We start from the raw sequence: 23,290 nt of genomic DNA, 5'->3' as shown, positions 1-23,290 counted from the left end.
CGGTCAGCGGTCAGCGGTCAGCGGTCAGCGGTCAGCGGTCAGCGGTCAGCGGTCAAGAGTCTCAGTAGTTAGTAGTCAGGAATGGCTTATCACCAACCACTGGTTCAACTCAAACTCTTTTTAGCTTTTAGCCTTTATCCCTTAGCCTTCACTCCTAACCCCATGTCCCAAGCATCCCCTTCTGCATCGTCTAACGCTCCGCCTAGCGATCGCACAGAATTGCCCAAATGGCTGGAGCCACTGCTGCTTCTGGGTCCGACAGGAGTTTGGCTAGGCTTGCTGCTGGTCATTCCTACCTTGCTGATTCTAGAGCTAAGTCTGGTGCCTGGAATTCGACCGGGACAGGTAGTAAATCCTTCAGGGTTGAGCAACTATGCACTAATCTTCCAGCCGATTTATTTGCAAGTGCTGGGGCGATCGCTGTTCTTTGCTCTGGGCACGACGATTATTTGCCTGCTGCTGGGGTTTCCGGTGGCGTACTGGATTGCCGTCATGGTGCCGAAGCGCTGGCAAAATCTACTGGTCGTCGGCTTTGTTTTACCCCTGTGGACATCCTCACTGCTGCGCTCCTATGCCTGGATCACCATTCTGCGACCAACGGGCGTACTCAATTCGTTGCTCAACGGTTTGGGTTTGCCATCGCTTGACATCCTCAACCGGAGTCCCGCCGTGCTGGTGGGCATGAGCTATAGCCTATTGCCTTATATGGTGCTAATTCTCTACGCCTCGTTAGAAAAGCTCGATCGCCAACTGCTAGAAGCGGCTGCCGATCTGGGCGCACCACCGTCACAAGTGTTTTGGCGAGTCACGGTGCCACAAACTTTACCGGGCATTACCGCTGGTGCGCTGCTGGTATTCATTACTGGGTTGGGCGACTTTATTGACCCAGAACTCTTAGGCGGTGCATCAAGTATGACGGCGGCTCGTCTGATCTACAATCAATTTCTCGGTGCTACTCAAAATTGGGGCTTTGGTTCAGCCCTCAGCAGTTTGTTGATTTTGGCAGTCAGCGTGGCGATCGCGCTTCTGTTGAAATACGGCGATCGTAGCGCGACCAATGTTTAAGGTGTAGTTAGACTCAATTCAAATCTAGTACCCCTCACTCCTCACCCCTCACTCCTTACCCCTCATGCCCAAAGCCAAAGCTCCTCTCTCCTGGCAGGCAGTCTTCTCACTGCTAATGTTTGGCTTTATGTACCTGCCCATTCTGGTACTGACGGTTTACAGCTTTAACCGATCGCCGTATAGCGCTGGCTGGCAAGGTTTTACGCTGGAGTGGTATGGCAAATTCTTCAACGACAGCCGCATTCTCTCAGCACTGGCAGATAGCCTGAGTGTGGCGTTTTTTGCAGTTGGTATTGCGGCAATTATTGGCACGCTGATGGCAGTGGGGTTAGCACGCTACAACTTTCCAGGCAGGAGTCTATATCGAGGCGTGTCTTACTTACCGCTGATTATTCCAGACATTGCGATCGCCGTTTCGACGCTAGTCTTTCTCGCAGCCGTCGCGATCCCGTTTAGTGGCGGCATGATTCAACTGAGCTTATGGACTGTTGTGGCGGCACACGTTGTCTTTTGCCTATCCTATGTTGCGTTGGTGGTTTCCACCCGTCTCACAAACCTGAACCCGCATCTAGAAGAAGCCGCACTGGATTTAGGTGCGACCCCAGGACAGGCGTTTGTGCAAGTGCTTTTACCAGAGTTGATGCCTGCGATCGTCTCTGGTTGCCTGTTGGCGTTTGTGCTCAGTATGGATGACTTTCTCATTGCCAGTTTTACGGCGGGTGGTGGCACCAACACGCTGCCGATGGAAATCTTCAGCCGCATTCGTACAGGGGTCAAACCGGACATCAACGCACTTAGCGTGGTGCTGATCCTGACATCCGGTCTGATTTTTTTTGCGGCGGAATTCGTCCGCTATCGTAGCGAACGAGAGCGGCTTGGTTAAGTACTGCCTACGAGAAAACTGACCTACTTAAAGCGTTGCTTGCGCTTGGCGATCGCTTTGCGCTTACGCTTTTCGATCGGGGTCTCAAACTGGCGCAGTCGTTTGATATCTGCGAAGATGCCTGCTTTAGACACCTGGCGCTTGAAGCGGCGCAAAGCCGACTCAATGCCCTCGTTCTCACCTAAAACTACCTGAGTCATGCAATCCTCTGAGCCTTAGCTCGATAAAAGACCCCAACGATATTCCGAGTAAAAGAGCCTCGCTGGAGCGAACGTATGATCTGGAAAATGTACGCTAATTGTCTGAGTAGCCGCCGCCTCTGCTGCTGGAATAGCCTCTGCTGCCCATGCCACCGCCAGAGGGTTTGCGGTCTTCGCGGGGACGCGCTTTGTTGACTTTGAGGTCGCGCCCCATCCATTCTGCACCATCTAGTGCCTCGATCGCGGCAGTCTCTTCAGCGTCGGTTGCCATCTCGACAAAACCAAAACCACGAGGACGACCGGTTTCGCGATCGGTGGGCAGTTGAACACGCTTGACCGTGCCATACTCTGCAAAAATGCTGCTGAGATCCTCTTGTGTAACGGCGTAGGAAAGGTTGCCTACATAGATTGACATGGAATATCTCCGGAGAGTAATTAAGTGTGGAGGTTTAAATCCGGAGAGAAGCCTGCTGAAACCAAGAACAAACACCGCAACCGAATCAAACTCTGGAACCTAGATTAACACAGGATCAAGATCTGCAACCGCTACTTACCATACTGTGAAGGAATCTCGCGTCCTTAGCGTAGGGAAATATCGACACTGCCTTGCTCATCCTTGACCTTCACTTGCGCCGATCGCGATTGTGCTTGGGCACCCGTTACTTTGCACTCAAACGTGTCTCCCGGTTGAGCCACACGAAGTCTACCGCCACAATTGGCTGTAACGTCGGGTCCACCTTTCTCGCGGATGCGACTCTGAATAAACTGCTCTAGCTTTGACAGGACGAGCAGGCTTTTGGTATTCCACTGAAACTGCCCGTCTGGATTAGTCAGCTCTACGCCGATCGCAAAGGATTGCCCCTCAGACATTGCCTGACAGTTAAAACGATTTCCCGCCTTGACATCAAACTGCGCGGGACAATCAACCGAATCCAGTGGCACTTTAGTCGTGGCTGTAAACGCCCTGCTTAAGCGGTTTTCCAGGTCTTTCGTTGCTTGCGACTTGCTGGTGGCTTCAGGGCTAGGGGTGAGCGTTGGTGTGATTGACGGGGTGGGTGAAGCGTTCCCATTGCCCGTTGTTTGCGGCTGATTGGTGCAGCTTGCTAGAAGAACGACTGCAGAAAGCACGACTGACAGATGCAGCCACTGCTGCCTGCTGCTAACGCGAAGGGATGTCGATCGCGATCCCGTTTCCAAACTGTAAGGCTGACTCATGACTACGCTCTCTGCTGCACTGCCTATCGTAGCGCTTTTTGATGAGCGGTCAGCGGTCAGCTATCAGCGGTCAGCGGTCAGCGGTCAGCGGTCAGCTATCAGCGGTCAGCTATCAGCTATCAGCTTTAAATCATGGGCTGGCTGCTGATGGCTAAGCACTTTATTCCGTGTAAGACAACACTTCTTGCTCAGCTTCAAAGATGTAGTCGTAGTCAAAAACCAGTGATTGGGAATGCCGGATAATCGAGAAGCCAAAATTGGTTGTGATTTCGGTGGTGAAGGTGGCGATCGCCAGCTCAACTAACTTTCTTTCACTAATGATAGGCTTTTGCACAAAATAGTCGCGTCGCGCAAAAAACAGCCGCTCATCTTTCGGTACGATAATGCGGTTGAGCTTGTGTGTGTGCTGAATGGGGCGAATGTAGGTATTGATGAATTCATCCTGATTGCGCTGTAGCCGATAAAGCTTTTCATGCTGAAACCAGCTCATCTGAAACATCATTTTGATGAGTTCAAAACCTAGAATATAGTTGAACACATTGTTGCGCTCTGTGTTACTCATCACCAGTCTCAGTGCCGATTCCAGGTAAAGATCAGGTTGACCTCGCACATCTTGAGCCGAGTGAATATAAAACTGTCGAATGTAGCGTCTGAGCGCGATCGGATTCAGCTCTGTGCCAACGTTAAATTCTTCTAAATAATGGCTGACTTTTTGTTTGGTATCGCGGTCTTCCAGGACTTTGGAAATTAAGCCATCGGCTGTATAGTCATCCAAAAAACTGGCTCGCATTTCAGGCGAGGCAGCACACATCAAATGACAAAGTGACAGCACAAAGCGACGCTGATTCCAGGGTAAACTTTCTGCCCACTGCTGCGCCTCCAAGGGCAGCATGGAAAGAATGCTCTCAGCGCTAGACAGTTCGGGCGGGCTTGCTTTCTTACCTTTGCGCTTGCTCATGCGTGACCGAAAAGGGTGTCGATCGGTCTCTCTAGTGTGCCCAAGCAAGGGCGTGATGAACAGGGACGGAAGGCGAATTTGAGGGGGTTGGGAGTGAACTGAAAGGCTAAAGGCTAAGGGCTAAAGGCTAAGGGCTAAAGGCTAAGGGTGTCGTCAGTGGTCAAATTAATTCAAAACCCAAAATTTTCATCCTTTATCCTTCATCTTTCATCCTTTATCCTTTATCCTTCATCCTTCTGCCAACAGTTCCAGGAGTTCTGCTTCCGATAGTTGAGCAATGCCCAACGTTTGCGCTTTTTCGAGTTTGGAACCTGCATCTTCTCCGACCACTAAATAGTCAGTGCGCTTGCTGACAGAATCGGTGACTTTACCGCCTGCTGCCTGGATTATGTCTTTTGCTTCGTCGCGTTTCAGTGTGGGCAGTGTGCCAGTGACAACGAACGTTTTGCCTGCGATCGCTGCCTTGGTTTGAACCGATGGTGTCGCGTCGCCAGCAAACTGTAGTCCAGCCGCTTGCAAGCGTTGAATGAGCTGCTGATTACTGGGGTTTTGAAACCAGTCGTAGACCGATTGGGCAATTTCGGTGCCAATGCCAAAGACCGTGGCGATCGTACTGACTTCTGCGCCTGCCAGTGCCTCCACAGTGAGAAAGCGCTGGGTCAAAATTTGGGCGTTGACGCTGCCTACATGACGGATGCCCAGACCATAGAGGACTCTTGACCAGGGCTGTTGTTTAGAATCAGCGATCGCCTGTATTAACTTCTCGGCAGACTTTTTGCCCATGCGTTCGAGGAGGAGTAAGCGATCGACGGTAATGTCGTACAAATCAGCGACCGACTGCACGAGTCCTGTGTCTACAAATTGCAACACGAGCTTTTCGCCCAAGCCGTTAATATCCATTGCCTGTCGGGATGCCCAATGAACCAGTGCGCCACGCAGAATCGCTGGACAGGACGCGTTGATACAGCGAGTGACGGCTTCGTCTACAGGTTTAACTAATAGTTGCCTGCATTCTGGGCAATGAGTTGGCATTTGGTAGGGTTCCGTGCCGTCCGGTCGCAAGTCATAGAGGACGCGCACCACTTCGGGAATGATTTCGCCTGCTTTACGCACGATGACGGTATCACCCGCACGGATATCGAGTTCAGCGATGCGATCGCTGTTATGCAAGGTTGCCCGCGCCACAGTGGTGCCTGCCAACTGCACGGGACGCATTTCTGCCAGTGGAGTTACGGCACCTGTACGCCCGACGTTGACGCTAATGCGCTCGACGATCGTGGGTGACTCTTCAGCAGGATATTTGAGCGCGATCGCCCAACGAGGAAATTTTTGCGTGAAACCCAACTGCTGTTGCAGCGCCAGCGAGTTGATTTTGACCACTACACCATCGGTCATATAGCGGAGTTGAGTACGCTCGATCGACCAGCGATCGCAATAGTCCTGCACAGCCTGTAAAGCGGAACATTGCTGCCGTTCGGGGTTGACGCGGAAACCCATTTGTTGGAGAAGTTCGAGACAGTCCCATTGGGAGTGGGGAGTCGGGAGTAGGGAGTGGGGAGTGGGGAGTGGGGGAGTATCGAGTGTCGAGTTTTGAATCGCTTCCTCTGTTCCCTCTGCTTTCCCTTCTGTCTCCTGCCTCCTGCCTCCTGCCTCCTGCCCTCTGCCTCCTGCCTCCTGCCCTCTGCCTCCTGCCTCCTGCCCTCCCCAATGCAACGTGTAGGCAAAAAAATCAAGTTTGCGACGGGCAACAATCTTGGCATCTAGTTGACGGAGTGTTCCAGCAGCAGCGTTGCGGGGGTTGGCAAAGAGCGCTTCTCCTGCCTGCTCTCGATCCTGGTTGATTTGCTCGAAGGATGATAGTGGTAGAAATGCCTCACCGCGTACTTCTACGAGTGGTGGTGGCTTGTCAAGATTGAGCCGTAGGGGGATCGATCGAATTGCCCTCACATTTTGCGTAATCTCTTCGCCAGCAATGCCATCGCCACGAGTTACACCCCGCACCAAAAGACCGTTCTCATAGGTCAGTGCCAGCGCATTACCATCAATCTTCAGTTCGCATACGTAGTCAAATGGTTCATCTGCTGACTGCTGACCGCTGACCGCTACTAGCTGTCGTTGCCAACGCTCCTGCCACTTCGTCAAATCCTCGTTGCTAAAGGCATTCTCCAGGCTGTAAAGCGGAATGTTGTGCTTGACGGAAATAAATTGACTGGCAGGTCGATCGCCCACGCGCTGAGTCGGGCTATCGGGCGTAATCAACGTTGAATAGTGGGTTTCTAGATCGACTAATTCCCGATAAAGCTGGTCGTAGACGGCATCTTCGATCGTGGGTGCATCCAGCACGTAATAGTCATAGCTGGCTTGCGAGAGCAGTTTCCGCAATTCCTTAACACGCTGTTCGACTTCAGAAGTGATTTCTAGGGCATCCATAACCAGCGATCGGAGAAAGTCAGACTTAGTGTAGCGTTGCAGCGGTGGGACTGGAATTGGATTTTAACCGCAGAGGCGCAGAGCACACAGAATTCTTTCTCCGCGCCTCTGCGTCTCTGCGGTAGTAGGGCGGTCAAAACTAAAATTTTCGGGTATGCTGCGAGGTAATGTGTACCCTCTAACTAGCCTGGGTTTGGCGATGAAAATTTGGCTTACCTGCTTTATTTTGCTCTTTGGCGCAGCGGAAGTGCTGCATTGGATCGAGCAGTTCTCGTTGCCGCTACCAATGCTTATTTTGGGTGGCGCGTTTCTGGCGATCGCATCCAACTATGACAAGCTGACCCATCTCCCGTTTCACCTGGACTACGAGAAACCAGACGCGTTTCAGGATGAGCGTGCAACCGCTCAAATCCCTGTAAAACCACAGACTCCGGTGCAGGACGATTTGCCTTTACAACGCGATCGTGCCAGGAGCCAAATTTCCTTCACCATTAACAAGCCTCACCAACCGGGAACTTAGCGCTCTACCGTCCCATTTTGCGTTTGAGTTCCTGTAGTTCTTCTTCGGCTTCCCAGCGTCTAAACTGATGCTCTAAGTCACCAACGCTGCTGGATGAGTTAGGAATCTGGTTCCAGCCAGCGCTGTTCCATTTTTGTTCAGTAGTGGAGGCAGCCGCACGAGTCGTCTGTGCCTGTGCCACTTTTGCCTGTACTTCTTTGCGTCGCTGCTGGATTTGTTGCTGTAACTGCTGGGTTTGCTTGAGGCGTTCTTTGAGAACTTCCATCTGCCCCCAGCGCTGGTTGCCTTTTCGCAAAAGGCTTGCTTCATGTTCCTGAGCTGGTTCTGCAAGGTCGAGCCGCCCTGATGCTTTGGCTTTCTCAATACGACCATGCCAAAGCTGAATTTCGCGGGCGATCGCCAGAATTTCATCCTGAAGCGCTTTTTCTTGTCGTCTCAGGTCGGTCATGAGCGTCAAGGTTTCTTCTTCCTGATCGCGCAGCTTCTCTTCGAGCACGAGCAGCTCTAGTTGCGGATTGTCGCGCAAAAATTCCTCGAGCCGCGTTTCGAGAAAGTTGCTGAAATCGTCAAACAGACCCATGTGTATGCTCCGCAGGCAGTTGTTAGTGGTTGGTTTTTAGTCGTTAGCGAGGAAGTCAAGAGGCGAAGGGCTAAAGGATGAAGCCTAAGAAATGAAGAGAGTACTGAGTTTTGAATTAGCTTCTGACTTCCAGCTTCTAACAACCAACCACTAAAAACTAACAACTCCTAGAAGTTCTGACCAATAAAAACCGATCGCACTTCACCATTGCGACGAACGACTGCCTGGTTGTTAGAGACTTCAACCAGGGTCCAGCCGCTGGTAGCAATGCTTTCGCCGATGCGATAGCGCTGGGTCACACCGTTGATTTCAATGAGAGCAGCAGAGCGATCGCCCAATTCCAGCACCCCAACCAGCGTTTTGGCAATACCCGGCACCGAAAGCGGGATGGGCGGACGCACAGCGGTAGGGGCATTAGCAGTAGGCAAAGGCGCAACCGACGGTCTGCTCGACTGTGCTTGCGGCACCTGATAGATCGGTACATACAGCCGTGATAAACCTGTGGCTGGGCGGGTCGCGCTGTTTGGTGTTGCACCTGTGGTAGGGGCAGTTTGAAGATTGGGGCTACCTGGCAGTTGCACGGTAGGTAGCGCTGGCACGCCATTACTTGCAGGAGGAGAGTTACCAGAGGGTTGCTGTTGGTCGATCGCTTTGAGTGCCTGCTGCAAGTAGGTGATAAATTGATTATCGGTTGCGGCTGTAGTGGGATTGCTTGCTGCGGTCTGTGGAGCGATCGCAGCGGGTGCAGTCGGTCGCTGCGCCTGTTGGCTCAACAGCCAGGTAGCCAGAACAGCCACCAGCGAAAGACCCCCCACGCCTAACAGCAGCCGATCATAAGAGCGCACAGACTCGCGCACAGTCTTGAGCAAGGGTTGGCGAGTCAGCGATCGCCCCATTGTCTGTTGTGCCAACAGTGCGTCATCTTCCCGCTCGTCTGTTGTGGGTGAATCAAGCTCCGATCGACGCATCAACGGTGATACTAGATCGACAAAACCACCAAACTTTGGCGCTTTTAAGGCGGGTGTCGGCGCGTCTAAAGGTACAGGCTCAGCAGGCAGCTTTGCACCGCCATCTAGCAGTCGCTCCACATCGCCAAACAAATCGTCCATTAAGCGATCGGCGTATGACTCAACCGGAAAGTTGCCCGCTTCTGTCACATCGGAGCTAAATGAGTCGGCTGAAAACAGTGGCGCAGCGGCTGGCTTGAGCAGCCCTTTACTGGCGCTGACATCCTGAGACATAGTTCGCCCATTAAGGAGTTTAAGACACGAGAGTAGTATAGAAGATGCAAACCATTTGGGAGCATCTAGATTTAAAGCGATTTCATCTGTAGCGCTCCTAAACGAATCGTGAGAAGCAATATGGCTATCAGCTTTTAGCAGTCAGCGGTCAGCCATCAGCTTTTCTCTGATCGCTCAATGCTTTAGTGCGGCTCACAACTGATTTGGGACTGCTGTATAAGCAGCGATCGCTGCATAGTTTGTAGAATGCCTCACCCTAGCAGCAGATCGGACAAAACGATCGCTTCTCTGCTAATTGTTCAAAAAACTACAGAAATCGTCCAACCACTATTTTTCTAGAATGCACCTTTCTCCAGAACGCACAGCGCTTCAAACTAACTATAGAAACCTTATAGCGGTTCCCATTAGAGTAGTACAAGGGCTGGGGTTTTAAGGCAGAAGGCAGGAGGCAGAAGGAAAGCCGACGTTCTCTTTAACTTCTGCCCTCTGCTCTCTGCCCTTTGCCCTCTGCCTCTTTGCAACTGTACTTCACTGGATTAGGAACCGCTACACCGTAACGTCTCTATAGAAAGCCAACCCCTCAAGTTGAGAGCATTACTGATCGGACGATCGTACAGCGCTATCAATTGCTGAGTTCTGTCAAAATCGCGGTGGCTTTATCGCAAATACTCTTTCGTCAGCTCATTTTTGTAAAATGTGGCAATGTCGTATTCAATGTTGTCTAACAGAATCGAAAAATTTGTCCGATCGTAATCACCCTCAAGAAAAGTTTCCAGAAACAGATCATCGTCTTGACCAATATATGCTTTCATAAAGAGAAAAACAGTATTCAAATCATTCACATATTCCAGAAGATGCATTCGGTTAATATTGGGTTCGACCGAGTAAATCGTACTGACCAAAACGCCTCTACCCAGCATTTGTCTAACGAAAAGGTTAGCCTTTCTGAGGTGGCGACCAAAAATGGTATCGTCATCCTCTTCGACATGATAGCCATTGAATTCTAGATGATTCCGATAGTAGGCGAGGGGATGAGCAACAGCATCACTAATACCGAGATCTTGCATGAGTTTTCAGCCTCATAAATGATTAAGTTGAGTTGAGAGACGTTCTGGCAGTCTCCCAGCTAGTTGAACCCTAGCGTTCCCCATAAAGACGATGGCGAATCAACGTTAAAGTGATTGAAGACCTTTGCCCTGACATTGATTCATGACGGATGCTGCCTCTACCTCTGAGTTTACAAATGGGTTGCCAGAACGCTTAGTGAAACACGCGGTACGCTATGCCGACCATCGATCGGTCGATCGCGCCTTGCTCACACCCATGATTCGTCATTACGTGGAGCTGAAAGATCAGTATCCTCACGCTCTATTGCTCTATCGCGTGGGCGATTTTTTCGAGACGTTTTTTCAAGATGCGATCGCCATTGCTCGTGAGCTAGAGCTGATTTTGACCGCGAAAGATGCAGGCAAAGAAGTCGGCAAAGTACCGCTGGCAGGCATTCCCCATCACGCGCTCGATCGCTACTGTGCGGTGCTGGTCGAGAAAGGCTTTGCGATCGCCGTTTGTGACCAGATGGAAGATGCTGCCGAAGCTCAGGGACAGCTTGTGCGGCGCGATATTACCCGCGTGATCACTCCCGGCACCATTCTCGAAGAAGGGATGCTCAATGCTCGTCGCAACAATTTTTTAGCCGCAGTTGTGATCGCGGGCAACCATTGGGGGCTGGCGTATGCCGATGTCTCTACTGGCGAATTTCTCACCACGCAGGCGCAAGAGCTAGAGCAGTTAACCCAGGAATTGATGCGCTTACAGCCATCTGAAGTATTGGTGCCTACCAACGCGCCCGATCTAGTCAGCCTGCTGCGACCAGGAGAAAAATCAGAGCATTTGCCGGATTGCCTGCCGCCCCAGTTTTGCTACACGCTACGATCGCATGCTCCCTTTGTCCTGTCAGAAGCCCGCTATCGCTTGCTGCAACGCTTTCGGGTGCGATCGCTCGAAGGCATGGGCTGTGAACACTTGCCACTGGCAGTCCGGGCAGCAGGCGGACTGTTGGAATATGTGGAAACCAGCACAGAGAGAGGCATAGGAAGGGATAAAGGCGAACGGATAAAGGCTAAAAAGCAGGAAGTGACGGATCAAGACGATCGTCAAGACTCTTCTCCTGCCTCTCCTCTCCCCTCTCTCCTCCATCCTGCCGCCCTTAAAACCTTTCCCCTACAGCCGCTCTGCACCTATACACTCACTGAGTATTTGGTGATTGACCACCAGACGCGGCGCAATCTAGAAATTACGCAAACGGCGCGGGATGGTACCTATCATGGGTCATTGCTGTGGGCACTTGACAAAACAGTGACGGCGATGGGCAGTCGGGCACTGCGACGCTGGCTCCTGCAACCATTGCTGAAGCTAGCACAGATTGACGATCGCCAGGAGACGATCGCCGAACTGGTTGAAAACGGCTCTCTGCGCCAAACGCTACAACGCCTGCTCAAGCAAATCTACGACCTGGAACGGTTGGCGGGTCGTGCTGGTTCAGGCACCGCGAATGCCCGCGATCTGGTCGCGCTGGCAGACTCTCTTGACAAACTACCCGATTTGGGGCGACTGGTGGAAGGAACGCGATCGCGCTACCTGCAAGACCTCCAGACCGTGCCGCCGATTTTAGAGCAGTTGGGTCAGCATCTCCACGCTCATCTGGTCGAAACGCCACCGCTGTACCTCACGGATGGCAACCTGATTCGCTCAGGAGTCAACGCCCAGTTAGATTCCCTGCGTGAGCAAGTCGATGCCGATCAAGACTGGATCAGGAACCTGGAAGTGGTCGAGCGCGATCGCACAGGCATTCCCACGCTCAAAGTGGGTTATAACAAAACCTTTGGTTACTACATCAGCATTTCTCGCGCCAAAGCGGGGCAGCAGGTGCCCGATGGCTACACCCGTAAGCAGACTCTCACTAGCGAAGAGCGCTACATCACTCAAGATCTCAAAGAGCGAGAAAATCGCATTCAATTGGCGCAAGACAGCTTGAACCATCTGGAATACGAAATTTTTGCCGCGTTGCGATCGCAGGTTGGTGAACAGGCAGAACTCATCCGTACGGTGGCACGATCGGTGGCGGCGATCGACGTCCTTTGCGGGTTGGCAGAAGTAGCGGTGTATCAGGGCTACTGCCGCCCTGAAATGCTTGCTAACCGTGCAATTCAAATCCTCGAAGGTCGTCATCCTGTGGTGGAGCAATCATTGCCAGCGGGTTTCTTTGTGCCCAATTCAACGGGATTAGGGGGGCAGGGGTCAAAGAGCGGAGGGCAGGAAACCGCAGAGACGCAGAGGCGCGGAGATTTAATTCAAAACTCAGAACTCGAAACTCAAAACTCTTCCCCATACCCCACACCCCACACCCCACACCCCACCCCCGATCTGATTGTTCTTACCGGACCCAACGCTAGCGGCAAAAGCTGTTATCTCCGTCAGGTGGGGTTGATTCAACTGATGGCTCAGGTGGGCAGCTTTGTTCCAGCGCAGACAACGACACTAGGCGTTTGCGATCGCATCTTCACCCGTGTCGGCGCAGTCGATGATCTGGCAACCGGGCAGTCCACTTTTATGGTGGAAATGAATGAAACGGCAAATATTTTGAATCACGCCACACCGAGATCGCTCGTCCTTTTGGATGAAATTGGACGCGGAACGGCAACATTTGATGGGCTGTCGATCGCCTGGGCAGTCGCCGAACATCTAGCAACGGAAATCGGCGCTCGCACAATTTTTGCGACCCACTATCACGAACTCAACGAGCTAGCGTCGATTCTACCGAATGTCGCTAACTATCAAGTTGTGGTCAAAGAATTGCTGGATCAAATTATCTTTTTGCACAAGGTACAGCCTGGTGGTGCCGATCGCTCCTACGGCATCGAAGCGGGACGGTTGGCAGGTTTACCCGCATCCGTGATTCAACGAGCGCGGCAGGTGATGGGGCAGATTGAGAAACATAGCAAAATTGCGATCGGCTTACGTAAAGGTGGTCGAACTAATCACTCTGCTCATGAAAAGAATGGCAAAGCGTATCAGGTTAGTCAACCGATCGAACAGTTAGATATTTTTGGTGAAGGGTAATCTGGCTGCTCAGATCCCCGACTTCTCAAAGAAGCCGGGGATCTTGCGTTCACGAGTAGGAGGAAAGTAACGCTTTTATTTTCTCTGCTTCGAGCGGCTTGAAGAAGAAAAAACCCTGTCCAAAATCGCAGCTTAGTGCCTTTAAATGACTGAGCTGAGTTTGAGTTTCAATGCCTTCCGCCACAACAGTCATGCCCATTTTGTGAGCAATGTTGATGATCAATGGAACCAGCCCTAAACTGTCTGAGCTTTCGCCCATTTGTTGAACGAAAGAGCGATCGATCTTGAGCGTATTCACCGGAAACGAATGTAGGTAACTGAGTGATGAATAGCCAGTGCCAAAATCATCAATACTGACCTGAATCTGTCGTTTTTGCAGCTCTTGCAAGATGCTTGCTGTCGTTTGTGCATTTTGCATAATGGCGCTTTCGGTAATTTCGAGCTTGAGCTGTTGAGGGTTGAGCTGCGTTTCAGCAAGGATCTGATCGATTTGCTTCACTAAATCAGCTTGTGCAAATTGACGTGCCGAAACATTAACGCTCATTGTGAGTGGCAAATCAGTTAGTTTCTCGTCTTGCCAGTGTCGCAATTGTTGACACGATTGATGTAGTACCCAATGCCCAATTTGTGTAATTAAACCTGTTTCTTCAGCAATAGGAATGAAAGTGGCTGGCGAAATTAACCCTTGCTGGGGATGAAGCCAGCGCACGAGTGCTTCAAAGCCAATAATGCTGCCCGTCGCGATCGCCATGATGGGCTGATAATGGACGATAAATTCATGTTGATGGATGGCTTTGCGTAAGTCGGTTTCGAGCTGTAATCGCTGTAGAGCAAGGTGGTGCAGCGAAGGGTCAAAAATTTGGTACGGCGGGTTGCCAGAGGCTTTAGCCCGATACATGGCAATATCTGCGTCGCGCAAGATGTGTTCAGGTTGACTATAGTCTGCGTTGCTGATCGCAATACCAATGCTAGCGGTAATAAAAATCTCGTGTCGGTCTAGCTGAAACGGTTTGGCAAAGGCATCCAGGCTCTGGTGAACCGTCTGCATGAGACTGTCTAAATCGTCAAATGCCAGCAGCACCGTAAACTCATCGCCGCCGAGACGTGCGAGAGTGGCATGAGATGGCAAGGTTGCTGTAAGACGACGGGCGATCGCCAGTAGAAGTTCATCGCCGACGAAGTGACCTAAAGAATCATTCACAACTTTGAAGCGATCGCAGTCCAGGAACAACACGGCAAAGCGTGCAGTGGCATCAGCCTGGCTGTCATCAAGCGCCTTTTTCGTGCGATCGATAAATAAGGCACGATTGGGTAAGCCTGTAAGCGCATCGTGGTGCGCCATTTCTAACAGTTGCGCCTGAAGCACTTTGCGCTCAAGCATTTCGCGGTAGAGTTCACGGTTCGCAACTTCAAGTTGGTGAGTCCGTTCTTTAACGCGCTCTTCTAATTGCGTATTGAACTGTTGTGTTCTGATTTCGGCTGCCCTGAGTGCCAGTTGGTTTTGCACGCGCAGTAGCACCTCTTCCAACTGAAACGGCTTACTAATGTAGTCCGCCCCACCCACCGTAAATGCCTTTGCTTTATCCAAGCCGTCAGTCAGAGCGCTCAAAAAAATCACTGGAATACTGGCAGTGTCTGACTTCGCTTTTAACGTCTCACAGAGCGTGTAGCCATCCATTTCGGGCATCATAATGTCGAGCAGAATCAAATCTGGCAGCACGACCTGAACGGCACTGAGCGCCATCTTGCCACTGAGCGCCTGCCGTACTTGGTATCCTTCTTTTGTCAACATGGATGAAAGGAGGCGCAGGTTGAGTGGCGTGTCATCAATCACAAGGATGTCTGCTTTAGTCATGTCCACTGTGCCTGTCGTTCATGGGAAGGGCTTAGCGTTTCTCTTAAGTGGTGTGGCTGGGTACATGGCGCGATCGCAGACGCAAGTACCACTGAGCACAGACGCTACCTGTCCATTCTGCCGCTGTATCTAGATTACCCCTTCGTTAAAGGATGACGCTGCCTTGAGCTAGTGTGCCCAAATGATCTCCAGGCACAGCAAAAGATAAGGTAGTTAGAATACTGCCCAAGCAATGCGGTTACTTGCTAAGGTCTGACGGAAAAACGCGAGTAACGGTTGCCAGTAGACGAAGGCACAAATCGTGTAAGGACGATCGCGCCCCCTGAACCCCTACACATTAAAGCGGAACAGCAAGACATCACCTTCCTGCACAATGTATTCCTTCCCTTCGCTGCGAACCAGCCCTTTTTCCTTAGCAGCGCTCATCGAGCCAGTAGTGGTGAGGTCTTTATAAGCAACCGTTTCAGCACGGATGAAACCACGCTCGAAATCTGTGTGAATGACCCCTGCGGCTTGAGGCGCAAACATCCCAGCATGAATCGTCCACGCGCGCGTTTCTTTGGGTCCGGTTGTGAAGTAGGTGCGGAGTCCGAGCAAGGCGTAAGTCGCACGAATGAGGGATTTCAATCCGCCTTCTTGCACACCCAGCGATTCGAGAAAGTCGGCGCGATCGGCTTCGGGAATGTCAACCAGCTCGGATTCTACCTGCGCGGAAATGATAACGACCTGAGCGTTGTCTGTGGCGGCGATCGCCTGCACTTCTTCAACCCAGGCGTTACCCGTTGCTAGATCGTCTTCGGAAACGTTAGTAGCATAGATAATGGGCTTGCGCGTCAGTAGCCCCAATGCTTTGATGGCAGCCTCTTCGTCTTCATTGAGGCTTACCTGACGGGCAGGTTTGCCTTCGTTGAGCACTGCTGTCAGCTTTTCTAGAGCATCCACTTCGACTTGCAGTTCTTTGTTGCCACGCGCTTGCTTGCGGGCGCGATCGATCCGCTTTTCAATTTGCCCCAGATCTGCCAATGCCAGCTCCAGGTTAATCACTTCAATATCGCGGGCAGGGTCTACAGAACCGGAGACGTGAATAATATCGTCATCGTCAAAGCAGCGCACAACATGCACGATCGCGTCCACTTCACGAATATTTGCCAAAAACTGGTTGCCTAGCCCTTCACCCTGGCTGGCTCCCTTCACCAAACCAGCGATATCCACAAACTCAACTCGTGTGGGCACAATTTCTGCCGAGCTTGAAATGGTTGCAAGCACACTCAGCCGTTCGTCGGGCACAGAGACCACACCCACATTCGGCTCGATCGTACAGAAGGGAAAGTTGGCAGCTTGCGCTTTTGCATTGGCAACCAGCGCGTTAAACAAAGTAGATTTTCCGACGTTGGGCAGTCCCACAATCCCGGCTCGCAGCATCGATTTTAGAGTTTAGTTAGGTGATTTTCGATCGAACAGTCTGCTGAACAAAACCAGCACTAACCACTATTGTAGGTTTTGGCTCGTTTTTTCCGATCGATTCGCCCAATCTAAAATCGTCAACCTTTATGCTCTACCCTCAAACGCCTAATTAAACAGGCTCTGGAATCGTTTGTGGAATGGTTCCAGGTACCGTTTGTGGAATGGTTCCAGGGACAGGCTCTGGCACTGGTCCAGGAATCGGTTCCGGTACGGGTCCAGGAATTGGCTCTGGCACTGGTCCGGGAATTGGTTCTGGCACAGGTACAGGATTAGGAACCGGTGGCTCAGGCATCGGCACTGGTATATCAGGTGTATAAATCATGTGGTTTTACTTGAGTGGTGGCACCTTTCTACCGTAGAAAGCGGTGGGAAAGATTACATCTTCCTAACTAGGCATCACCTTTGGTGGAGAGACTTCTGTACGTGTCGCCAATCAGTGCGATGGTAGGAAAACGTTCACACAACAGCAACCTGCTTCATGTCGCCAGATTCCGAGGCTTTTCTAACGCTTCAAGCCAATACACCCCTACTGGATGCACTGCAGGCGTGTGCTCTGCGGGTAAAGACGCCGTTTTACACACCAGGACATAAGCGTGGTCAGGGATCGCCCGATCGCCTAACCGCCGTGTTCGGCACACAAGTCTTTCGAGCCGATCTGCCAGAACTGCCAGAGCTAGATAATCTTTTTGCACCACAAGGGGTGATTCAAGCGGCTCAAGAGCTGGCAGCAGCAGCGTTTGGAGCCGATCGCACCTGGTTTCTGGCAAATGGCTCTACGGCTGGCGTAATCGCAGCCATCCTGGCGACCTGCAACCCTGGCGACAAAATCATTCTGCCTCGCAATGTGCATCAGTCAGTGATTTCAGGTCTTGTTCTTTCTGGTGCCGTGCCGATTTTTATCCAACCAGAGTACGATCCCGCCCTGGATCTTGCCTATAGCATCACGCCTGTTGCGGTTGCTGAAACGCTGACACAGCATCCGGATGCCAAAGCAGTCATGATGGTGTCTCCCACCTATTACGGCGTATGTGGAAATGTGGCAGCGATCGCCCATACTGCCCATCAGCACAACATCCCCTTGCTGGTGGATGAAGCGCACGGGGCACATTTTGCCTTTCATCCAGCCTTGCCGATCGCCGCACTGGCAGCCGGAGCCGATCTAGCGGTGCAGTCCACTCATAAAACCTTATCGGCGATGACACAGGCTGCCATGCTGCACACGAAGGGCGATCGCATTGATGGCAATCGCGTCAGCAAGGCACTCCAGTTGGTTCAATCTACCAGCCCTAGCTATCTGCTTTTAGCCTCTCTAGATGCGGCGCGGCATCAAATGGCAACTCAGGGCGAACAACTACTGGAACAGACACTAGAATTCGCGGACGAGGCACGATCGCGCCTCAACCAGATTCCTGGACTGTCAACGCTAGACCCTGAGCAGGCAGGTCAGACAGCAGGCTTTGCGGCACTCGATCGCACTCGCTTGACCGTTAAAGTGACGGGCTTAGGCTTGGACGGCTTTACGGCTGACGCAATCCTGAATGAACAGCTCGGTGTCACCGCTGAGCTACCGTCGTTTCAGTATCTGACGTTCATTATGAGCTTGGGAAACACAAAAGAGGATATCGAGAAATTGGTGCAAGCGTTCTGGGCATTGGCAGTAATGGCAGGAGGAACCGCAGAGACGCAGAGGCGCGGAGAGCCGTTTCGTCCTTCCTCTTATAGCCCTGTAGCAGCAAGCGACATCTGCCCTCCTTCACGCCTCACTCCTCGCGCTGCCTTTTTTGCTGAGACTGAAACACGGTCGATCGCACAAGCGATCAACCATATCAGCGCTGAGCTTGTCTGCCCCTATCCACCAGGAATCCCAGTTTTGATGCCAGGAGAAGTGGTTTCTGAAGCGGCGATCGCTTACTTGAAGGCTATTCTCACTCTCGGCGGTACCCTCAGCGGCTGCGCTGATCCCAGTCTTCAAACCCTGCGAGTGGTAAAACCACCGTTTGCTTTTAGCGGTTGAAGATCGATTTAACTGTAGTCGCAACAGCACTGGCTCCCGGCTGGGCGTTGGGATTGCGAGTGTACCACCACGCCCAGGCGATTAGTACTGCTTGCAATGGCAACCGTGCCCAATACAGTGCTGGATTTGAGGGCACGCCTTCTAAGTCGATTTGGTTAACTGCCATGTTGATATTGGCAGGAAACACTGCAACAAATAGCGCAATTAAGCCCCAAGCTGCCGCTACGCTAACCAGCGGAATCAGCAAGCCAATGCCGCCTAGAATCTCGAAGAAACCACTGATATAAACCAGTTCTAATGGATAGGGTAGCTGTGGTGGCACAATCTTCACAAACGGTGCAGGCTTGACAAAGTGAATGATCCCAACCGTGATAGTAGAGATTGCCAGAACCACCCGCAGAATCTCTTTGCGGTGGTGCGATCGATGCTGAGCTAAAGACATAAGGTAAAACTAAATCTAAGCAAACGTTAACAGTCAATACTGAATCCAGCCTCTGTCTGAGGTCAGCCTTTCGATGTTAAACGTTCCATCTGTTCAAACGTCCTAAAGCCGCAGCACTGACAATGCCCAATATCTCAACCGCTGCCAAGAACGCTCCTGTTTAGTCTGTGTCGTCGCTGAACCTTCAAAAAACGCCACCAGCGATCGTGCTGCTTTTTCCAGGCTAGCCGGATCATCAGGATAGTGGGCTTCTGCCGTTTCAACCAGCGCCTGCATTGTTTGCGCAGTTGGTTCAATGCCACACGCTTGCAGCACATCAAAAGCACGCTTGATTTGATCGGCATCAAACTTGGGCAATTCCATTCTTTTCACCGGATGAATCTGGTTCTTAATTGTGTTCATCGGATGTGACATCTCTAAAAGACATCACAAAGAAAGTCATTCATTCCTCAAACGATCAAACTTTTTCAGTGCAACGTAGTCTCGCCTTCATATATAAGCATTAACTGGTGATGCAGCGATAAAGAAAGGGTAGAAGCTATAGCTGTCGCCATAAAAGTTAGGACATTGGGATTCAAGGGCAGGGCTGGTTTATTGAAAAAAGGAAAAGAGCGTCGGGATGTTATGAACGAGATGGCGTAACCCTTGAGTGATGGAGTCAAAGCCATGCTGCCGAAAGCGATTGAGTGCCATCGTTCGCAACATGGTCGTAACGAGTGTCTGTACTGTCGGCGTACGCAAGATCGTCCTCAAAGGTCAATTTTTGGGTGGCGATCGTCATAGTGGCTCCTCAAAGGATGGCAATTTTAACCCAAAGACCGCAGCCGATCGCGGAACGCCATAACAGCATCAAATTGGTCGGTGGGGTTGACATAGCTCGCTAACAGTTGGGTATCCAGGTCAGGCAGCAATGCACTCCTGGTCATCGGCTCATAGCCAGTTGCGCGTAAATGGTGAATGACAAATTCTCCGTTTTGCCACTGCCAGACTTCGGTAACGCCTAAGCCCTGGTAGATTTCGAGCTTGTTGACAATGCCGCTGGTGATCACCACTTCAATGGCTAAGTCGGGAAACTCTTTCTTTTGCTCCAGACAGTAGCATTCATCGGGTTCTAAGCCTCGGAGCTTCATGGCTTTGCGAAAGGTGGCAGAACCGAGAGCATGAAAGCGTGTCCGGGTTTCTTGAAAGTAAGCCTCCAGCAACATGCCAATCACTTTTTTGAGTTCTTCATGCTCTGGAGAGGTGGTCATGATTTCTAGAGTGCCTTCCAGATAGTTCAGCCGCAGATTTGGAAAGTCGTCACCCAGGGCAGCCAGCATTGTTTCATACTGCTGCCAACTGACTCCCTCTAAAACCAGCCGTTGTTCGGCAGTAGGGATGGCTGGTTGGGGCAAAACTGGAGAACTCATGGGCACTTTGCTCCTTACAAGACCATATTCTTGATTGTAAAGCAGGCAATGAGTAGGTAAAACTACTGTGGCAGGAAGGGATTGATGATGCGGAGTTTGTTTTCGATCGGTTGGTTGTGCTGCATCTCTTCGGAATAGAGGATGGTGCAGTCACTTGCCAGGGCTGTAGAAATGATCAGACTATCCCAATAGGTGTAGCCATAGCGCGAAGCAATTTCTAATGCTTGAGTCACTTTTGGAGTGTCAATATCAAGCACTGCAAAACTAGCAATCAATCTAAATACGATTATAGGTCTCGACCGTGAGCCTTCACTCTGAGTTCAGAAAGGGCTTCCATCGAACGGTTATGCTTCTAGTCGGGCAGAGTTGGGCTATTGGATCGCCCACTCTTCTTAGCCTTCGTACCTTGGTTTTCCTACCGTCAATTCAACCTGCGGCGAGGAGCGATCGCCCCAGCGCACGAGTGATGGAAGAAACTGCCATGTTGAAGCTATCAGTCTAATGAGAAGGTTACTTATCTTCATCATAGAAAGCTTGTTGTACGGCTTCAGTTCTCAGTGAAGGGATAGCATAGGATTTTCTGTCAGCAGCGAGAGTCCAAGAGGCGAAATGAGTAAGAAGCGTCATGAGTCTTTCGATCCGGGTACCGATCGAAATGAGACAGCCATTTTTCTCGATCGCTTACTTCAGTGGCTCTGTGATTTGCAGTCCAAAGACATTGAGTGTTTTGAGGAAGAACCAGTTACTGAACTGGCTCAAGCTTTGGCAAAGAAACTCAATGGCGTTGTGTTTTGCGACTTCGATCGCCAATACCGCAACGCATACAGTTTGCACATCTTGCTTGATGAGAAAGGTAACATACCACCATTAAAGTCAAACGATGATCAGTTCACGTTGTTGAAGGTCAGTCAATTTGATGTGCGGGTCGATATCAGTCGCAAGGGTGGATTTTTCTGTCTACGTCCTTATGCAGTTTCGCCTCTTAGCGGTGCTTGGACTTGCATTCCTGCTCAAGAACGATCTAAGCCTTTGCTTATCGTCTGCGATCGAATCATCCGCTTTCTCACTGACAGGGAACTCATTCAAGTACCTGATGCTTTGCTCGATCGTCGCATTCACGGGCACAACGAGTTGGGCGGCGAGGTGACAGTGAAGACGCAGCTTTTTGGCGAGATTTGAGCCGTCAGTTGGGTTAAGCATTGTCAAACCTTCGCCCATTAACCATTGGAGTAATGCGAAACCCAACAGCACCCAATCAGGCGATCGCCCTTCGCCTTAAGTCATGTTCTACCATTCGTTGAAGATATGATCTGCTGCTAGAAACGCATACGCAGTCAATGTGAAGCTCTGTATTTGGATTCAATACTTCTGGAACAAATGCTACCCAAAGAAATTAAGCGCCAACTGAAGAGACTAAAAAGCCATGATCTTGAAGAGCAACAGGATGCTTTTTGGATCCTGATGTCTTCTGGTGACCCTCAGGCAATTTCAAAAACTCTAGAAACGATTGAAGAGCTAGGAGATTGGCCGTTTAGCGGTGATCCTGACAGCCTTGCTTCCAGTTGGTCAGTAAGACCAATATATGGAGTCACTCCCCCTTTAGCAGAGTATTTAGAGAAATCGCCGCTCTCTCAAGTCGGTCGAGACTGTGCTTACATCCTGGGCAACCTTTGCTATTTGGAAGGCGCTTCAAAAAATTATTCAGAGACAAGAATTGTGCCAAGCCTAGTGAGCGTGGCAGAATCCCTCTTACCCAATGGGTTATACGCCATTACTCCAATGTTATACGCTTTACGCGAATGCTCAAGAGTCAAATCGGTTGAAGGCGCTGAACACCTTGCACGCCAAGCACTGGAATTGTCTTTTCAGGAAGATGCCCTTAAAGAAGATAATCTCTTCGAGTTGACCATTGTGTCAATTCTAGAGATTCTGTACTCAAATAATCCTAAAACTCGTCTGTTTAAGGAACTGCGTGCCTTAGTGAAAGGACAACCTAGAGGAAAAGAACCCGCTAGAACAATTCGAGAATTTTTACGAAAGAAAGGGAAGGATGAGTGGTGGTGAAATACTGGGAAGTTGTGAATAGCGACCGACCCTCGCTATGTTTAAGGTTGAGCACTATCAAGCTCTTGTTACCAACCATTAAGTGAGGCAGAACCCAACATTACCCAATTGAGCGATCGCTCGATTGAGGCTGAGTGCGATCGCTACACTAGAGTTATCGTCCATCAAGTTGAACGTATGACTGAATCACAGACGATCGAAGCAGTGTATGAGAATGGCATCTTTCGCCCTATACACCCCGTTACTGGCTTAGTTGAGCATAGTAAGGTCACGCTGGCGATCGCGTACGAGGCTCAAGCTGTACATCCCTTAGCACAATTTGCAGGCATGCTCAGCAACGAAGAAGCCGAAGAACTCCAAACGATTGTTGCAGAAGAATTTGGCAAGGTGGATACAAGTGGCTGGTGAGATCGCCCTCGATACCTCCGTTGCTATTCGTTATCTCAACGGTGATGAAGTAGTCGTTCAGCGGGTGCTTGCCTTATCGAACGTGGTTTTGCCGCTTACCGTTGTGGGTGAATTGCTCTTTGGTGCTGCGAACTCTGCCCGTGCTGCCAACAACCTGACCCGTTACTTAGCCTTCATTGATGCCTGCTCGGTTGTACCCATGAGACAGGAAACCGCGATCGCGTATTACCAAGTGCGCTTTAACTTAAAGCAAAAAGGCAAACCGATTCCTGAAAATGATGTCTGGATCGCCGCGCAGTGCGTTGAAAACCAGTGGACGCTTGTAACCAATGATGCTCACTTTGGGAACGTGGATGGTTTAACGGTTGAAAACTGGTAGCACGATCGCCCCTCACCGTAAATTGGGTTGAGTCCTGTCAAGTC

General features: G+C 50.9%; 27 protein-coding genes. 11 read left to right on the top strand and 16 right to left on the bottom strand.

Annotation, left to right across the window (positions count from 1 at the left end; translation table 11 throughout):
* The first annotated feature begins 162 nt into the window (after positions 1 to 162).
* Both AC5JO6_RS09555 and AC5JO6_RS09550 read left to right on the top strand, forming a co-directional pair.
* Positions 163 to 1,065: an ABC transporter permease gene (locus tag AC5JO6_RS09555; protein ID WP_496080831.1), complete on the top strand. Its 903-nt coding sequence runs from the start codon at positions 163 to 165 to the stop codon at positions 1,063 to 1,065.
* A 64-nt stretch (positions 1,066 to 1,129) separates the two neighbouring features.
* Positions 1,130 to 1,948: an ABC transporter permease gene (locus AC5JO6_RS09550; protein WP_496080830.1), complete on the top strand. Its 819-nt coding sequence runs from the start codon at positions 1,130 to 1,132 to the stop codon at positions 1,946 to 1,948.
* 23 nt (positions 1,949 to 1,971) lie between these two features.
* Here AC5JO6_RS09550 and rpsU read toward each other — a convergent pair whose 3' ends face one another.
* The 3 genes from rpsU to AC5JO6_RS09535 form a co-directional block, all read right to left on the bottom strand.
* Positions 1,972 to 2,148 carry a 30S ribosomal protein S21 gene (gene rpsU, locus AC5JO6_RS09545; RefSeq protein WP_496080829.1) on the bottom strand — a complete coding sequence of 59 codons (177 nt, stop codon included), beginning with the start codon at positions 2,146 to 2,148 and terminating at the stop codon, positions 1,972 to 1,974.
* Between the two features lie 94 nt (positions 2,149 to 2,242).
* Complete coding sequence (gene rbp, locus AC5JO6_RS09540) at positions 2,243 to 2,563, bottom strand: RNA-binding regulator (protein ID WP_496080828.1); 321 nt, start codon at positions 2,561 to 2,563, stop codon at positions 2,243 to 2,245.
* Between the two features lie 164 nt (positions 2,564 to 2,727).
* Positions 2,728 to 3,363, bottom strand: a complete 636-nt coding sequence (locus tag AC5JO6_RS09535; protein WP_496080827.1) for a DUF4333 domain-containing protein — start codon at positions 3,361 to 3,363, stop codon at positions 2,728 to 2,730.
* Here AC5JO6_RS09535 and AC5JO6_RS09530 point away from each other — a divergent pair.
* A complete protein-coding gene (locus AC5JO6_RS09530; RefSeq protein WP_496080826.1) occupies positions 3,362 to 3,511 on the top strand; it encodes a hypothetical protein in 150 nt (49 codons plus the stop codon). The genes AC5JO6_RS09535 and AC5JO6_RS09530 overlap by 2 nt on opposite strands.
* 12 nt (positions 3,512 to 3,523) lie before the next feature.
* Here AC5JO6_RS09530 and AC5JO6_RS09525 read toward each other — a convergent pair whose 3' ends face one another.
* Positions 3,524 to 4,321, bottom strand: coding sequence for a cobyrinic acid a,c-diamide synthase (locus AC5JO6_RS09525; RefSeq protein ID WP_496080825.1), 798 nt, complete (start codon positions 4,319 to 4,321; stop codon positions 3,524 to 3,526).
* A 228-nt stretch (positions 4,322 to 4,549) separates the two neighbouring features.
* The gene (gene ligA / locus AC5JO6_RS09520) at positions 4,550 to 6,751 is read right to left on the bottom strand and encodes an NAD-dependent DNA ligase LigA (protein ID WP_496080824.1); all 2,202 of its coding nucleotides are present in this window, start codon (positions 6,749 to 6,751) and stop codon (positions 4,550 to 4,552) included.
* A 199-nt stretch (positions 6,752 to 6,950) separates the two neighbouring features.
* On the opposite strand from ligA, the gene AC5JO6_RS09515 reads away from it, so the two are divergent.
* Positions 6,951 to 7,271 carry a hypothetical protein gene (locus AC5JO6_RS09515; protein WP_496080823.1) on the top strand — a complete coding sequence of 107 codons (321 nt, stop codon included), beginning with the start codon at positions 6,951 to 6,953 and terminating at the stop codon, positions 7,269 to 7,271.
* Positions 7,272 to 7,275: 4 nt separating this feature from the next.
* Here AC5JO6_RS09515 and AC5JO6_RS09510 read toward each other — a convergent pair whose 3' ends face one another.
* The 3 genes from AC5JO6_RS09510 to AC5JO6_RS09500 form a co-directional block, all read right to left on the bottom strand.
* A complete protein-coding gene (locus tag AC5JO6_RS09510) occupies positions 7,276 to 7,851 on the bottom strand; it encodes a TIGR04376 family protein (RefSeq protein ID WP_496080822.1) in 576 nt (191 codons plus the stop codon).
* 167 nt (positions 7,852 to 8,018) lie between these two features.
* A complete protein-coding gene (locus AC5JO6_RS09505) occupies positions 8,019 to 9,092 on the bottom strand; it encodes a type II secretion system protein N (RefSeq protein WP_496080821.1) in 1,074 nt (357 codons plus the stop codon).
* A gap of 656 nt (positions 9,093 to 9,748) precedes the next feature.
* Complete coding sequence (locus AC5JO6_RS09500; RefSeq protein ID WP_496080820.1) at positions 9,749 to 10,159, bottom strand: DNA mismatch repair protein; 411 nt, start codon at positions 10,157 to 10,159, stop codon at positions 9,749 to 9,751.
* Positions 10,160 to 10,301: 142 nt separating this feature from the next.
* Here AC5JO6_RS09500 and mutS point away from each other — a divergent pair, with 142 nt between their 5' ends.
* Positions 10,302 to 13,211, top strand: coding sequence for a DNA mismatch repair protein MutS (gene mutS, locus AC5JO6_RS09495; protein ID WP_496080819.1), 2,910 nt, complete (start codon positions 10,302 to 10,304; stop codon positions 13,209 to 13,211).
* A gap of 49 nt (positions 13,212 to 13,260) precedes the next feature.
* Here the strand turns inward: mutS and AC5JO6_RS09490 are convergent, their stop codons facing one another.
* The gene (locus tag AC5JO6_RS09490; protein ID WP_496080818.1) at positions 13,261 to 15,066 is read right to left on the bottom strand and encodes a two-component system response regulator; all 1,806 of its coding nucleotides are present in this window, start codon (positions 15,064 to 15,066) and stop codon (positions 13,261 to 13,263) included.
* On the opposite strand from AC5JO6_RS09490, the gene AC5JO6_RS09485 reads away from it, so the two are divergent.
* Positions 15,050 to 15,199 carry a hypothetical protein gene (locus tag AC5JO6_RS09485; RefSeq protein ID WP_496080817.1) on the top strand — a complete coding sequence of 50 codons (150 nt, stop codon included), beginning with the start codon at positions 15,050 to 15,052 and terminating at the stop codon, positions 15,197 to 15,199. The genes AC5JO6_RS09490 and AC5JO6_RS09485 overlap by 17 nt on opposite strands.
* A 197-nt stretch (positions 15,200 to 15,396) precedes the next feature.
* Here the strand turns inward: AC5JO6_RS09485 and ychF are convergent, their stop codons facing one another.
* Positions 15,397 to 16,488, bottom strand: coding sequence for a redox-regulated ATPase YchF (gene ychF, locus AC5JO6_RS09480; RefSeq protein ID WP_496080816.1), 1,092 nt, complete (start codon positions 16,486 to 16,488; stop codon positions 15,397 to 15,399).
* A 151-nt stretch (positions 16,489 to 16,639) separates the two neighbouring features.
* The gene (locus tag AC5JO6_RS09475) at positions 16,640 to 16,852 is read right to left on the bottom strand and encodes a hypothetical protein (RefSeq protein WP_496080815.1); all 213 of its coding nucleotides are present in this window, start codon (positions 16,850 to 16,852) and stop codon (positions 16,640 to 16,642) included.
* 156 nt (positions 16,853 to 17,008) lie between these two features.
* On the opposite strand from AC5JO6_RS09475, the gene AC5JO6_RS09470 reads away from it, so the two are divergent.
* Positions 17,009 to 18,544: an aminotransferase class I/II-fold pyridoxal phosphate-dependent enzyme gene (locus AC5JO6_RS09470; protein ID WP_496080814.1), complete on the top strand. Its 1,536-nt coding sequence runs from the start codon at positions 17,009 to 17,011 to the stop codon at positions 18,542 to 18,544.
* Here the strand turns inward: AC5JO6_RS09470 and AC5JO6_RS09465 are convergent.
* From AC5JO6_RS09465 to AC5JO6_RS09445, 5 genes are all read right to left on the bottom strand, one after another.
* Positions 18,534 to 18,986 carry a DoxX family protein gene (locus tag AC5JO6_RS09465; protein ID WP_496080813.1) on the bottom strand — a complete coding sequence of 151 codons (453 nt, stop codon included), beginning with the start codon at positions 18,984 to 18,986 and terminating at the stop codon, positions 18,534 to 18,536. The genes AC5JO6_RS09470 and AC5JO6_RS09465 overlap by 11 nt on opposite strands.
* Positions 18,987 to 19,088: 102 nt before the next feature.
* Positions 19,089 to 19,388 carry a hypothetical protein gene (locus AC5JO6_RS09460; RefSeq protein WP_496080812.1) on the bottom strand — a complete coding sequence of 100 codons (300 nt, stop codon included), beginning with the start codon at positions 19,386 to 19,388 and terminating at the stop codon, positions 19,089 to 19,091.
* A 256-nt stretch (positions 19,389 to 19,644) separates the two neighbouring features.
* Positions 19,645 to 19,767 carry a hypothetical protein gene (locus AC5JO6_RS09455; RefSeq protein WP_496080811.1) on the bottom strand — a complete coding sequence of 41 codons (123 nt, stop codon included), beginning with the start codon at positions 19,765 to 19,767 and terminating at the stop codon, positions 19,645 to 19,647.
* 25 nt (positions 19,768 to 19,792) lie between these two features.
* Complete coding sequence (locus AC5JO6_RS09450) at positions 19,793 to 20,395, bottom strand: Uma2 family endonuclease (RefSeq protein ID WP_496080810.1); 603 nt, start codon at positions 20,393 to 20,395, stop codon at positions 19,793 to 19,795.
* A gap of 62 nt (positions 20,396 to 20,457) precedes the next feature.
* Positions 20,458 to 20,670, bottom strand: a complete 213-nt coding sequence (locus AC5JO6_RS09445) for a PIN domain-containing protein (RefSeq protein ID WP_496080809.1) — start codon at positions 20,668 to 20,670, stop codon at positions 20,458 to 20,460.
* A 334-nt stretch (positions 20,671 to 21,004) separates the two neighbouring features.
* Here AC5JO6_RS09445 and AC5JO6_RS09440 point away from each other — a divergent pair, with 334 nt between their 5' ends.
* The 4 genes from AC5JO6_RS09440 (at position 21,005) to AC5JO6_RS09425 (ending at position 23,246) form a co-directional block, all read left to right on the top strand.
* Positions 21,005 to 21,574, top strand: a complete 570-nt coding sequence (locus AC5JO6_RS09440; protein ID WP_496080808.1) for a hypothetical protein — start codon at positions 21,005 to 21,007, stop codon at positions 21,572 to 21,574.
* Positions 21,575 to 21,748: 174 nt separating this feature from the next.
* Positions 21,749 to 22,459, top strand: a complete 711-nt coding sequence (locus AC5JO6_RS09435) for a hypothetical protein (RefSeq protein ID WP_496080807.1) — start codon at positions 21,749 to 21,751, stop codon at positions 22,457 to 22,459.
* Positions 22,460 to 22,636: 177 nt separating this feature from the next.
* Positions 22,637 to 22,867, top strand: a complete 231-nt coding sequence (locus AC5JO6_RS09430) for an antitoxin family protein (RefSeq protein ID WP_496080806.1) — start codon at positions 22,637 to 22,639, stop codon at positions 22,865 to 22,867.
* On the top strand, positions 22,857 to 23,246 hold the full coding sequence (locus AC5JO6_RS09425) for a type II toxin-antitoxin system VapC family toxin (RefSeq protein WP_496080805.1): 390 nt from the start codon (positions 22,857 to 22,859) through the stop codon (positions 23,244 to 23,246). Before AC5JO6_RS09430 ends, AC5JO6_RS09425 begins: the two co-directional genes overlap by 11 nt.
* The last annotated feature ends 44 nt before the right edge of the window (positions 23,247 to 23,290 follow it).

This window comes from Tildeniella sp. (assembly GCF_059505325.1).
The sequence above is the reverse complement of the archived record's forward strand: the minus strand, read 5'-3'. Positions and strand labels throughout refer to the sequence as shown.